Annotated in this window: 13 protein-coding genes; 4 read left to right on the top strand and 9 right to left on the bottom strand. The window is 61.7% G+C overall.

All coding sequences use genetic code 11. From position 1 onward, the window contains the following. Positions 1-25 precede the first annotated feature (25 nt). From OZ411_RS17475 to OZ411_RS17460, 4 genes are all read right to left on the bottom strand, one after another. The gene (locus OZ411_RS17475; RefSeq protein ID WP_245476594.1) at positions 26-787 is read right to left on the bottom strand and encodes a glucose 1-dehydrogenase; all 762 of its coding nucleotides are present in this window, start codon (positions 785-787) and stop codon (positions 26-28) included. A 71-nt stretch (positions 788-858) separates the two neighbouring features. Next, a complete protein-coding gene (locus OZ411_RS17470; protein WP_282528942.1) occupies positions 859-1554 on the bottom strand; it encodes a RibD family protein in 696 nt (231 codons plus the stop codon). 28 nt (positions 1555-1582) lie between these two features. Then, positions 1583-1978: a cupin domain-containing protein gene (locus tag OZ411_RS17465; protein ID WP_207234577.1), complete on the bottom strand. Its 396-nt coding sequence runs from the start codon at positions 1976-1978 to the stop codon at positions 1583-1585. A gap of 126 nt (positions 1979-2104) precedes the next feature. Next, positions 2105-2884 carry a carboxymuconolactone decarboxylase family protein gene (locus OZ411_RS17460; protein WP_130581557.1) on the bottom strand — a complete coding sequence of 260 codons (780 nt, stop codon included), beginning with the start codon at positions 2882-2884 and terminating at the stop codon, positions 2105-2107. A 116-nt stretch (positions 2885-3000) separates the two neighbouring features. Here OZ411_RS17460 and OZ411_RS17455 point away from each other — a divergent pair, with 116 nt between their 5' ends. Continuing rightward, positions 3001-3900 carry a LysR family transcriptional regulator gene (locus OZ411_RS17455; RefSeq protein ID WP_282528941.1) on the top strand — a complete coding sequence of 300 codons (900 nt, stop codon included), beginning with the start codon at positions 3001-3003 and terminating at the stop codon, positions 3898-3900. Between the two features lie 117 nt (positions 3901-4017). On the opposite strand, the gene OZ411_RS17450 is transcribed toward OZ411_RS17455, so the two are convergent. Beyond that, positions 4018-4812, bottom strand: coding sequence for an alpha/beta hydrolase (locus OZ411_RS17450; protein WP_282528940.1), 795 nt, complete (start codon positions 4810-4812; stop codon positions 4018-4020). Positions 4813-4932: 120 nt separating this feature from the next. Continuing rightward, on the bottom strand, positions 4933-5442 hold the full coding sequence (locus OZ411_RS17445; RefSeq protein ID WP_282528939.1) for a DUF4269 domain-containing protein: 510 nt from the start codon (positions 5440-5442) through the stop codon (positions 4933-4935). 211 nt (positions 5443-5653) lie between these two features. Here OZ411_RS17445 and OZ411_RS17440 point away from each other — a divergent pair, with 211 nt between their 5' ends. Then, complete coding sequence (locus OZ411_RS17440; protein WP_130581561.1) at positions 5654-6397, top strand: SDR family oxidoreductase; 744 nt, start codon at positions 5654-5656, stop codon at positions 6395-6397. Between the two features lie 53 nt (positions 6398-6450). On the opposite strand, the gene OZ411_RS17435 is transcribed toward OZ411_RS17440, so the two are convergent. Further along, positions 6451-7623, bottom strand: coding sequence for a helix-turn-helix transcriptional regulator (locus tag OZ411_RS17435; RefSeq protein ID WP_282528938.1), 1173 nt, complete (start codon positions 7621-7623; stop codon positions 6451-6453). Between the two features lie 190 nt (positions 7624-7813). On the opposite strand from OZ411_RS17435, the gene OZ411_RS17430 reads away from it, so the two are divergent. Further along, positions 7814-8983, top strand: a complete 1170-nt coding sequence (locus OZ411_RS17430; RefSeq protein WP_282528937.1) for a hypothetical protein — start codon at positions 7814-7816, stop codon at positions 8981-8983. A gap of 88 nt (positions 8984-9071) precedes the next feature. On the opposite strand, the gene OZ411_RS17425 is transcribed toward OZ411_RS17430, so the two are convergent. Together OZ411_RS17425 and OZ411_RS17420 are read right to left on the bottom strand one after the other, a co-directional pair. Further along, entirely contained in the window at positions 9072-10088 is a 1017-nt protein-coding gene (locus OZ411_RS17425) for a methyltransferase (RefSeq protein ID WP_282528936.1), read from the bottom strand. 58 nt (positions 10089-10146) lie between these two features. Beyond that, complete coding sequence (locus tag OZ411_RS17420) at positions 10147-11127, bottom strand: tripartite tricarboxylate transporter substrate-binding protein (RefSeq protein WP_282528935.1); 981 nt, start codon at positions 11125-11127, stop codon at positions 10147-10149. Positions 11128-11290: 163 nt separating this feature from the next. Here OZ411_RS17420 and OZ411_RS17415 point away from each other — a divergent pair, with 163 nt between their 5' ends. Next, a complete protein-coding gene (locus tag OZ411_RS17415) occupies positions 11291-12862 on the top strand; it encodes a winged helix-turn-helix domain-containing tetratricopeptide repeat protein (protein WP_282528934.1) in 1572 nt (523 codons plus the stop codon). Positions 12863-12881 lie beyond the last annotated feature (19 nt).

Here is a 12881-nt window from a genome sequence, read left to right as displayed (position 1 = left end):
AGAACAATTCTGCCGAGGGCCGCGTTCAGTGAGCGGTAAACCCGCCATCCACGACGAGCGCATGCCCAATGACGAAACTAGCGCCGGGGCTGCACAGCCAGAGGACGGCGGACGCGATCTCATCCGGGCGACCAAGGCGACCGATCGGTTGGTTGCGCAGGATTTCCTTCATCGCTTCCGGCTCTTTGGAGAGCATCTCGGAAACCATGGGAGTATCGATGGTGCCCGGGCACACCGCGTTGATGCGGATACCGCGCGCTGCATATTCGAGCGCAGCACTCCTGGTCAGCCCAATCACTCCATGTTTGGCGGCGTGGTAAGCCGCACGCCCTGGCAGACCTATCAAGCCGCCAATGGACGAGCAATTGACGATAGCGCCGCTGCCCTGCTCTCGCATGTGGTTGAGCTCATGCTTCATACAGGTCCAGACGCCGCGCAGATTGATGGCATTGACCCGATCGAATTCTTCGCCCGTAACGTCGGCAGTCTCGATCGCAGGCGACTGCACGCCGGCATTGTTGAACGCGGCATCCACCCGCCCGAATTCGGATACGGTCCGTTCGACCGCTGCGGCGACGTCGCCTTCATCGGCGACGTTGCACTGAATCCCGATCGCCTTATGGCCGGCCGCCGCCAGCTCTTCGGCGGCTCGGCGTACGGCGTCCTCCCGGACATCGACGAGCGCGACGGCCGCGCCGGCGTCCGCGAAAGCTCTGGCGGTGGCCAAACCCATGCCGGATGCAGCGCCCGTGACCAGCGCGACCTGGTTCTTGAAAGGCAAATACACTGAACTCGCTCCTTTAGTGCTGTGGAGGACGGACGGCCCGTTCAAGGCCGATTGAGATGCAGGTCCTTGGATCATTCATTCTGCAATTTGTAACGCAGCCACATGACTCCGCCCTCGAGCACCTGATGGCTCTCGAGGGTCATCGATCGGACGGGCGCCGACCGTCCCTGCTCGTTCTCCAGCGAGTCGAACACGGCCGGCGCTCCCTTCGCTCCGTCCACTGTCGGAAACAGGATCAGGCTCACTTCGTCGACCAGCCCTGCCCGCAGGAAGGCACCATTGGTGACGCCGCCGCCTTCCAGCAACAGGCGTTTCACACCGAGTTCGCGGTTCAGGGCGTCCAATGTCAGCGGCAGGTCGAGCTGTTTCTTCCCGCCGAACACATAGGAAATTCCTTCGCTGCGAAGTCCCGCCAGGTGCGCATCCGCGACTTCCTCCGTCAGTACGACGACGATGGGATCGTTGCCGATGTCCGAGCGGCCCCACACGATCTTCCCATGCGCGTCCAGCACGATGCCGTAGGCCTTCGCATCACGACGCGCGAACCAGGGCTGGCGCGGGAAGACGTCCTTCGTGGACGAGGGATACTCGCTGCCTTTGGCATATTCCTGACCGGTGACGCGTCCGACCAGCCAGGCGTCGCCTCCGATCTCTTCGTGCAATCGGTCGAACAGCCCTGGCGACACGCTCGCCTGCGGACTCCAGCGGCTGAACAGCGTGCGACCATCGATGCTCGCCGCCATGTGGCAGATGACGTAGGGCTTCATTCGATCTCTCCATTCAATCGCGGCTCCGTCACTTGCGGTATTGCTCGTCGCTGACCTTCTCCATCCAGTCGACATTCTTGCCGTCGAGCGATTCCTGGATGGCGATGTGGGTCATTGCGGTGGTCGGCGTCGCTCCGTGCCAGTGCCTGAGGCCTGGCGGGAACCACACCACGTCGCCCGGCCGCACCTCTTCGATCGCTCCGCCGTCGCGCCGCACCCACCCCAATCCCGAGGTGATGATCAACGTCTGGCCGAGCGGATGGGTGTGCCAGGCGGTCCGGGCGCCGGGCTCAAAGGTGACCTGTCCGGCGCCGACCCGCGCCGGATCAGGCGCCTGAAACAACGGGTCGACGCGGACCGAACCGGTGAACCAGTCCGGCGAGCCCTTGGCAGAGGGCCGCGAACCATTTCGCTTGATCTCGATATCCATGTCTCCACTCCTTCGCTCGGTGACCGACTTTTGCGCCGCGGCCCTGCCGATCACGGTCGAAACGAATCCGGCCGCGCTGCCGGCGATCAATCCTCGACGCGAGTACATCCCGATCATCTGCTACGGGGGCCGCTTCTCGATCACGTCCTTGACCACCGGCGCCGCTGAGAACGCATTGGGCCAGCCGGCATAGAAGGCCAGATGGCCGAGCACCTCTCCGGCCTCTTCCCGCGTCAATCCGTTATCCATCGCCCGGTTCAGGTGATAGGTGATTTGAGCGACCTGTCCGGTCGCGACAAGGGCGCTCACGGTGACGAGGCTGCGGTCCCGAGGGGCGAGGCCCGGTCGCAGCCAGAGGTCGCGGAACAGCACGTCGGTCGTGTACTGCACGAGGCTCGGCGTGATCTGACCGAACTGCTGTCCAACACGCGTCGCCCGCTGCGTCTCCGCAGCCTCATCGAGGGGGAGCCGCGGTCCGGACGCCGGCGGAAGCTCATCGGCTCCGATGTTGCGGCTCCTGAAGACTTCCTGCGCCGCCGGGAGCGCGTCCATTGCATTCGCCCAGCCGGTGTAGAACGCCAGATGCGTGATGATCTCCGAAAGTTCCGACGGCTTCACGCCACTGTCGATCGCGAGATTGAGATAGTATGGCAGCTCGACCGTCTGAGCCCGGGCGATGAGGGCGGCGACGGTCACGATGCTGCGATCACGCGCCGAGAGGCCGGGTCGCTTCCAGAGATCGCCAAGCACAACGCCTTGCGCGTAATTTTCGAGGGCGGGCGCGACCGCCCGAATGTCTTGGGGCGTGGGCATCGTATTTGCTCCCTTGGTTGCGGGCGTCTGGGCCGAAGCCTGAGCCATCAGACAGAGTGAGACGGCGGCGGCTGCGAGCACTCTCATGGAGAACTCTCCTCGGTAGCGGATGGCTGGGCCAGCGATCGCATGCGAACGTAGCGCTTTGGGCATCCAGGTATTAGATGATAAAATCCGATCAGATTTATCGGAGCTACCTATAAATGGACCGCGAGAACGCGAGCGATCTACTTGCCTTTCTGGCGGTGGCGCGGGAGCGGAGCTTCACCAGGGCGGCGGCAAAGCTCGGGATCTCCCAACCGACGCTCAGTGAGATCGTCCGCGGCCTGGAAGAGCGTTTGGGTGTCAGGTTGCTGAACCGCACGACCCGGAGCGTCACACCAACTCAGGCCGGCGAACGGCTGTTCCTGAAGATCGGGCCCAAGTTCGACGAGATGGACGTCGAGCTGGCGGCCTTGGGCGAACTGCGCGAGAAGCCGGCAGGCACGATCCGGATCACCGCCACGGAACATGCCGCGGATGCGATCCTGATGCCTGCCTTGGCTAACATCTTGCCGCACTATCCGGATATAAAGGTCGAAGTCCTGATCGACTACGGTCTCACCAACATCGTCGCGGCCCAGTACGACGCCGGGATTCGGCCGGGCGAATTGGTGGCAAAGGACATGATCGCCGTGCGTGTGGGTCCGGACCTGCGCATGGCGGTCGTGGGCGCGCCCTCCTACTTCTCCAACCGGAAGCGGCCGCGGACGCCGCAGGATCTGACCCATCACAACTGCATCAACCTGCGCCTGCCTACGCATGGCGGCAGCCTCTATGCCTGGGAATTCGAGAAGAACGGGCGTGAAGTGAATGTGCGCGTCGAGGGCCAGCTTGTCTTCAACGGCGCCGGCGCACTGCTCAGCGCCGCCTTGAAAGGCTTCGGGCTCGCCTATCTGACCGAGGGGCATGTGCAGCCGTACCTGTCGAGCGGCCAGCTTGTGCGCGTCCTGTCGGACTGGTGCCCGCCGTTCTCCGGCTATCACCTCTATTATCCGAGCCGCCGGCAGCCATCGCCGGCGTTCTCGCTGCTGGTCGATGCGCTTCGCTACCGCCGCAAATGATCGCTGCTTGAGTTTTGTCGAGAACAACCCAAAGCCGCAGCGTTCAGCCGCGGTCTCGGACTGGATCAAGTGTACTCTCAGAAGCCCTCTGGCATGTCCGTTTCACGCCTTCGGCGTTCAAGAGACGAGAGGATGTCGTTCAAGGAAGTCCTTGATGGCTGCGTTCACGGGGCCTGGGTTGGTCATGTTGACGGAGTGACCGCCCGCAATCACGATCAGTTCCGCATTGGGGATTGCTGCCTTCATGGCTTGCGCCCTGGCGAGTGGAATGGCGGCATCGGTATCGCCATGGATGACAAGTGTGGGGACGCGGATCGAGGAGATCTTGTCGCTGATATCGTCTCGGCGAGCGAGCGTGTCGAGACAGCTCAAGAGATTTGGCGCCGTCATGGCGCGCCATTTTTCCTTCCATGCGGAGGCGCCAGGCCAGTTGGGACCGAAAATGATATGCTCGACCGTGGTGGCGATTTCGTCCGGTAGCTTGCCTGCGATCCATGCGCCAAGCAGCGCACGATAGCTCGCAAGTGTTTTCGGGTCGTCTACGCCTGCCTGCGTTGCGATCAAGACCAGGGCACGGACGCGCTCAGGATGCATCAGGGCGCATCTCATACTCAGGAAGGAGCCCTGAGAGACGCCGACGAGAATGGCGCTCTCGATACCGAGAAACGCAAGGAGTGCGTCGAGATCGTTTGCGGAATCGTAGTAAGAAAAGGTCGGCAATGTTTCCGTGGCAGTCTTCCCGTGCCCGCGCTCGTCCCACACGATGCAGCGGTACCTTTCCCGGAACGCCATCATCTGCGGCGAGAACATGGTGCCGTCAAGCAACAGTCCGTGCGAGAAGACAATCGCCGGGCCGGATCCGCTGGTGTCCTCGTAATAGAGCCGCTGACCGTTAACGTCCGCGTAGGGCACTTGCTTCTCCTGCTTGTTATCCTGCGTCGTCCAAGCATGCGCCATCGGTCCGACGAAGGCGATGGAATTTGGACTACAGCGGTAACAGAGCGGCTCATCATTGGCGCGCCGGACGAATCCTCACAGTGAGTTCAGCCGAGCGCGCAACTGAATGTCGGTCCCCGAAGCAAGTTCGAGCACGCCGCGATAGGGATCGCCGTCTATCCCAAGGACGGCTGCGAAGGCGGGCTCGGTCTTGATCCCCAGCGACCTTTGCTGAAGGACAGCCTTCCGGAGGCGTCCGTCATCGAGAGCCAGCAATCTTCTTTCGATCTCGAAATGCAACCAGCCGTGCTGCTGCCCCACCGGCCGAGAGTCCCCGAACACCTCGAAGGGCCATCCGCTCCATTCGAAGCGAGCGACCACCGGCCGTCCCGAGGAGGTCCACTGATAGAGACGAAAGCCGTCGCAGGCTTGGAATTGTCTCCAGATCGCCTCGGCAAAGGCCATCGGGTCGAATGCGTGGCAGATGATGTCGATATCGCTTCCCGGCACGGAGAGCGCCAGGGGAAGAGTCCCGACCACGCGCGGATCGAAGGCGCGGAGCGCTTCCAACACACCTGAGCTACCTATCGCGGCTTCGTATTCCATTGTTGCTTGCCAAGATACTAGCCGCCACTTTCGGCTCTCAGCCCTTCTGAGATCAGGGTTCGCAGTACCACATTTGACTCGATCTTCCATCATCGCTCCCGAGAGTTGCTGGATGCAACGGCTCGTGAGATATTTGCGCACCCTGTTGGCGAGCCGTCCCAGTCGTCAATCCGGAACTGCTCGCCTTCGTCAAACGCTGAGGGAGAGTGTCATGAAGATCATCGTCATCGGCGGCACCGGACTGATCGGATCGAAGCTGGTTGCAAAGCTCAGCCAACAGGGACACGAGGCCGTGCCGGCCTCTCCGCGGTCGGGCGTGAACGCGGTGACGGGAGAAGGGCTCGCGGCAGCACTCACCGGCGCGCAGGTCGTGGTGGACGTTTCCAATTCGCCATCCTGGGAACCCGCCGCAGTGCTCGATTTCTTCGAGCGTTCTACCCGCAATCTCGTTGCTGCGGAAACCGCAGCCGGCGTGACGCATCACGTCGCGCTATCGATTGTCGGGACCGACCGCTCGCCGGATATTGCCTATTTTCGTGCCAAGGTCGCGCAGGAGACATTGGTCAAATCGTCCGGCGTTCCCTACTCCATCGTCCGCGCGACCCAGTTCTTCGAATTCCTGAGCGCCATCGCCGAAACCGGAGCGATCGGGAACAGGATTGTCGTTCCGTCGGCCCTGTTCCAGCCGATCGCGGCCGACGATGTCGTTGATTGCCTGGCGGAGGTTGCGATCGGGCAGCCGCTGAACGCCACGATCGACATTGCTGGCCCAGAGAAGGCGCCCTTCAATGAATTCGTTGCGCGCCGCCTGAAGGCATCAGGCGACAGCCGGCTCGTTTTCGGCGATCCAACCGCAGAGTATTATGGCGCGCCGATCGACGATGCCTCGCTGACGCCCAGCGGCACAGCCCGGCTTGGACCAACCCGCCTGGAGGCTTGGCTCGCGAGACTTTAACGTCGGTCGATGCAGTGACGGCGATCCATGATGCATCAATTGCCGATCATGGATCAACGGCCTGACCTTCTTGATTTGCCAGCGGCGTTCGTCAGTTCGTGCTCGCCCTGCATCAGCAGTCGAACAAGTTCGGCCTGCCTGTGCACGCCGGTCTTCTCGAAGATATGGCTTAGATGTGCCCTGACCGTTGTGGCCGCGATGCCGAGCCTAGCAGCGGATGCGGCGCGCCCGTCGCCCTCGAGAATCTCAAGGGCGACGTCCGCCTCCGCCGAGGTGAGCCCGAACCGACGACGTAAGTGCTCCTTTCGCATACGCCGCTCTCGTTCGGGATCGGTGACGATGAGGATCGCCACAGGCAGCGCGGTGCCGAACCAGGCCGTATCGATCTGCTCCGCGTTCGCTCGAAACGGCGCGACGACAACGTGCTGGGGCCTGCACCCCTCACCACGCGGGAGCTCAATGCTTCCGCCGGGTTCGCCATTGATCGTCGTGGCGTCCGCGCAACTTGCGATCAGACGATGCAAGACGCGGGTTATGTTGCGGCTGCACGCGCGGACGCCGTCTCGATCGACGCCGAGGCCGTCATTGCCGGAGAGAATCGCTTCCGCGCTCCGGTTCGCGAACAAAATTCTCGCCGCAGCATCGACCAGGATGACACTGACCTCCAATCGATCGAGCGCAGCCCGCGCTCCAGCCGCACGCAGTTCGGCCGCGGCCAACTTGTGGGCCACGTTTAGCGCGGTCACGAGATGCGGCACCAGCGTGCGCAGTGCTGCGATATCGTCGGCGTCAAAATCCTGACGGCCCAGCCGGCGGCCGGTGGAGAGATGGACAAACCGTTGTGGCGTGCGCAGCGGCGAGACCAGCAGGCCGTGAAATGCGCCCAACGGCCGGACGCCTTCGTTATAGAAAGTTGTCCGGGCGTACTCGCGGTCGGGTAGAAGTGCGGAAGTTGGCGCCACGGACCCGACCGGCAGCGCACGGATGATCTCCCAGAACGCGGAGCCGGGGCCGGCCGCTGCGGTAAAGCCTGCGGTCTGCTCGGAGCTCATCCCGAAGCCGACAACGAACTCGGCCGCCCGGCTCGCGTCCTGGGCCAGGAAAATGCTGTGCTCGCTGCGCAAGGCGCTCGCTATTGACGGCAACGCACACGTCCAGCCGTCGGGGGTGAGCGGCGCTTCGTGGATTCGCTGGACCGCTGCAAGAATCGCATCCGCTCGCGCCATCACCGATCACCCGTAAAAGTTGTATAAAAAAGAAACTCAACGCATACAACCGAAAGGTGAATAGCATAAGACGAACGTTCGATGCGCCAATACTTAACCTGTGAGATCAATTCCCTTGTTGCTGGGTGCGACAATTCCACCCCTTGCGCGATGGCACCTGGAAAACACCTGGAAATCTGAGGAGGATCAAATGGGTGGGAAGAAACACTTGCTCGGTTTCATCATGACCAGTCTGCTGTTTGCGTCAGCGGCCTATGCTTTCGCGGTGTACGGCGCGATTGGAGACAAGTGGCGGGCACTGGGGAGCGAAGGGGGCCCGGTTGGAGGCGCGCTTTCGGATGAAGCGGATGCTCGGTATGGCGGTCGCTTCAATCGCTTCGTGCATGGCTTTATCTACTGGCATCCCGAAACCGGCGCCAACGCGGTTTGGGGAAACATCGGTCAAAAGTGGGCCCAGGCAGGATTTGAGAATTACGGCTATCCAATCGTCGACGAGTCGAAGACACCAGATGGCGTCGGCCGGTTCAACCATTTCCGCGCCGTTCACGTGTCCGGCAAACCGGAAGCCTCAATCTACTGGACGCCCGAGACCGCTGCGCACACGATCTATGGCGCGATCAGGGGAAAATGGGCGCAGCTCGGATGGGAGCGCTTCCTGGGTTATCCAATCACAGACGAAACGGGCACGCCCGATGGCGTCGGTCGCTATAACCATTTTCGCGCTCTTCACGTGCCGGGGAAACCGGAAGCCTCAATCTATTGGACGCCCGAAACCGGGAGCCATGCGATCTACGGCGCGATCAGGGGAAAATGGGCTCAGCTCGGATGGGAGCGCAACCTGGGCTATCCGATAACAGACGAAATGGGAACGCCCGATGGCGCCGGTCGGTATAACCATTTTCGCGCGCTTCATTTGCGAGGAAAACCGGAGGCCTCGATATATTGGACGGCTCAGACCGGTGCGGTCGAGATTTACGGCGCAATACGACAGAAATGGGCGGAGATGGGTTATGAGCGCAGCTCGCTCGGCTATCCGACCGGTAACGAATATGAAGAATATCAGGGATCAGGGATCAGGCGGCAGGACTTCCAAAGGGGCGCTCTGTGGTGGAGCGCGAGTACCGGCGTTCGTCTGCAGCCCATTGCTACGCCGTCGAACCCGGGGCAACCATCAAACCCCAAGCAGCCGTCGAACCCGAAGCAACCGTCCAATTCGGGGCAGCCGTCTAATCCGGCGCAGCCGTCGGAAGTCCGATACTGCACCGATGGTTGCGACCCCTGTACCAGGGATGGTCTTCGCTGCACTTTGAACAATAACTGCAGCATGCAAAACTATCGGACTCCGTGGGCGTGCTATTAAAAGCCGGAGTGTGGTTGCCACTCGGGAATCGAGCGTAAGGACGACTGCGCCCCCTGGTTGACCAGGGAGCGCAGTTGCCGAACAGAGATCAATTCGTGATCTTGTCGAACTGAATCAGGCTGAACGAGCCAGCGCTGGAGAGTCCCGCAAAGATGAAGCCGGCCGACTCGGCAAGGGTCCGGTACTGCGCTTCGGTGCGCTCCAAGCCGCCCGGTTCCCGCAGCATGTTGAGGTCGCTCATGGCGCGCTCGCGATCTTGAGCGGCCGTTGTGGGAAGCTCCGGCATGATCCGCTCGATGATGATCAGCTTGCCCCCCGCTGCAAGCGCATCCCGGCACTTGCTCAGGATGATCTTGCTCCGATCGTCCCTCCAATTATGGAGGATGCTCTTCATCAGGATTGTGTCGGCGCCGCGCGGGACCGCCTCGAAGAAATCGCCGGCGACGAACCGGCAGCGGTCGGCGATGCCAACCCGATTAAAATGCTCTTGAGCCTCTTTCTCGCAGCGTGCGAGATCGAACGCTATTCCCTTAAGATTCGGGTTGTGCAGCAGCACGCCGGCGATCAGCTCGCCGGAGCCGCCGCCGATATCCATGACGACACGCGCGGTCGAGAAATCGTATGCCTGCACGATTTTTGGAACCAGGCTTCGCGTCAGACTGACCATCGCAGCATTGAAACGGGCCACAAGTTCCGGCGAGCTGCCCATCACGGCATAGCGATTATGTCCCTCTCCCCGCATCTCGGTCGCGGTCTTCCCGGAGCGAACGGAATCGACAAGGCCGGCCCAGGATCGCGCGAGAACTTCGCCTTCGAAGAGAACCCAGTCCTTGAAAGATGGATTGGCATTCCGATCAAGCTGTCGGCCGAGGTCGGTGATCGTAAACCTGTCTCCGCCGGCTCGGTTGCAGACTCCAATCGTTGTCAGGCCAACGAGCAGCCTGCGCAGCGCGCTTTCGTCGGCGGACACCAACCGGGCGAGCTCGGCCGCCGATCTTGCATCATGTCCGATCGCCTCCGCGAGATCGAGCTTGGCGGCGGCATAGATCACCGCCGTGATACGGTGGGACTGCACGAGATCGAATATCGATTCTGATCCGCTCATGTGTTCCTCCAACAAGATGAGAGGCCTGGGGACTGCAGCCGGTCCGCCATCGGAATCTTCAATTGGTCGGAGTGAATCCCGTTGCTTGCACGATCGCTTTCCAACGTTCGGATTCGGATGTGATCAGCCGGGCGAAGTCGCCCATCGCGATCGCGTCGGGCTCGACTGCCAATTTTGCCATGCCGGACCTTACCTCGTCGATGCGAAGGGCGGCCTGGATGGAACTATTGAGGCGCTCGACGATATTCGCCGGCGTCTTCGCGGGAACGAAAAACCCGTACCAGGTGAGGTCCTCAAGCGAGGGATAACCGGCTTCCGCCACCGTCGGCACATCGGGAAGAAATGGGCTGCGGCGCGGCCCGGTGGTCACCAGCGCCCGAAGCTCTCCGGATCGGACAAGGCCCAACGAGCTGCCGACCGGCATGATGGCCGATGCGATCTCTCCTTTGACCAAATCCTGGATCGCGCCATTGCCTTGATAGGGCACGTGAAGAAAATCAAAGCCCGCGGTGCGGCCCAGCATCGCACCAAGGAAATGCAGCGCGGTGCCGGCACCCGCCGTGCCGTAGGTGGCCTGCTTTGGGTTGGCGCGGCACCAGGCGACGAAATCTGCAAGGGTCCTCACGTCACCCGGCACCTTCGGACCTACCGTCAGCAAGGTCGGGGTCGAGGCGACGGTCGACACCGGGGTGAAATCCCGCGGCTCGTATGCGAGCGTCTTGTAGACGTGCGGAAAGAGCATCATGAATCCAAGCGGCGCGAACAGCATAACCGTTCCGTCGGCGTCAGCAGTCTTCACCGCCTCGACGGCGACACGACCGGCCGCGCCAGGCCGGGTCTCGACCACGATCGTTTCCGCATAATCCTTCATCTGGCCGGCAACGAGCCTTGCCAGGGCGTCCTGCAACCCCGGCGTGAAGCCCGTCAGTATATGGACGGTTCTTGCGAGTGGTTGTGCGATGGCCCGCTGCACGGGATCCGCGGCGGAGAACGCGACACCGGCCGCCGACACTGTCAACAAGTCACGACGTGTGATCATCAACTGTCTCCCCCGACCTAGTCCCACTGGGACGAATTCTACCTTTGGATGTACCACGGCCAGGATAGATAGACTTGGCCACCGGCTTACTTTTTCCTTATCGTCGGCTTACTCTTGCGAGCAGGCTTGGACACTTCCACCATTGGCCGTGCGGACAAGTCGCTTGCGCTATTTTTTTGAAGATTTTTCATTTGACACCGCCCGGCGCGAGCTGCGTCGCGGCACGGATGTCATCGCTGTTGCGCCGAAGGTATTCGACTTGCTCGGCTATCTGATCGGCAACCGGGACCGCGTTGTCAGCAAGGACGATCTCATAAGTGCCATTTGGCAAGGCCGCGTCGTTTCGGATGTGGCCCTAACCACACGCCTGAATGCTGCGCGCAAGGCGATTGGCGATTCCGGAGACGAACAGCGCCTCATCAGGACCTTTCCGCGCAAGGGTGTCCGTTTCATCGGCACGGTGCACGAAACGGCTGGACCGGCGGGCGCAATGGTGCCGGGCGGCTCGCCGAAACCAGGCTTTGCCACTCCTGATAAACCCTCGCTGGTCGTTTTGCCGTTCACTAATCTGAGTCCTGATCCCGAGCAGGAATATTTCGCCGACGGCGTGACCGAGAGCCTGACCACGGATTTGTCGCGCATGGTCGGGATCTTCGTGATCGGCCGCAACAGCGCTTTCTCCTACAAGGGCAAGCACGTCGATCTGAAGCAGATCGGTCGAGAACTCGGCGTTCGCTATGTCCTCGAGGGTTCCGTACAGCGTAGCGGAAGCCGCATGCGTATCAACGTCCAGCTCATTGATGCCGAAAGCGGCAATCATCTATGGGCGGAACGCTTCGACAAGCCGATCGCCGATCTCTTCGACATGCAGGATGAGATTGGCGCGCGTCTTGCCAATCAGTTGGGAACAGAGCTGGTCACGGCCGAGGCGCGGCGAGCGGCGCGGGCGCCGCATCCGGATTCGATGGACCTGTATTTCCAGGGCATGGCGAGTGTGCACCGAGGCTCGGACCCCGCAAACCTGTCGCAAGCGCGCCAATTTTTCGAACAGGCCCTCGGCCTGGACGCCGGCAACGTTGAAGCGATGGTTGGCATGGCGTTTGTCGATGCCATGCGGGGAACGTCCATGCAGACTGGCGACCGGGCCGCACGGCTCCTGGCCGCCGAAAAGTCTTTGACCAAGGTCCTTGCGCACGTGCCCAACCACGCGATGGCGCATTGCCTCCTTGGCGTCGTCCAGATTTTTACCAAACGTGCCGCTCAGGGCATCGCCCAATGTGAGCGCGCGTTGGCGCTGGATCGAAATCTGGCCACCGCTTACGGCTGGATCGGGCTTGGCAAATGTTATCTCGGTCGGGCCGAGGAAACTGAAGCCTACATCATGCAGGCATTTCGGCTTTCTCCCCGTGACAATAGAGCGTTCACCTGGACGACTAATGCGGGTGTCGCTCAGTCATATCTTGCGGCCGATGAAGCTGCCGCCTACTGGTTCAAGCGGTCCATCGAGACCAATCGGAATGTCGCCGCATTCGTTCACGTCTATCTCGCCGCGGCGTTGGCTCATCTCGGGCGGATCGAGGAAGCGCGGGCTTCAGTCCAGGCGGGACTGGCCATCGATCCCAATTTCACTATCTCCCACTTCCACGCCTGTGCGCCGACAGACAACTCGACCTGCCTCGCGCAGCGCGCACGGATCGCCGAAGGTATGCGCAAAGCAGGGCTACCGAACGGCTGAATTGGCGGACAGTAATTCC

This window comes from Bradyrhizobium sp. Arg237L (genome assembly GCF_029990105.1).
Classification (GTDB): Bacteria; Pseudomonadota; Alphaproteobacteria; order Rhizobiales; family Xanthobacteraceae; genus Bradyrhizobium.
Note: the sequence above shows the minus strand (reverse complement) of the source record. Positions and strands in the feature narration are given on the sequence as shown.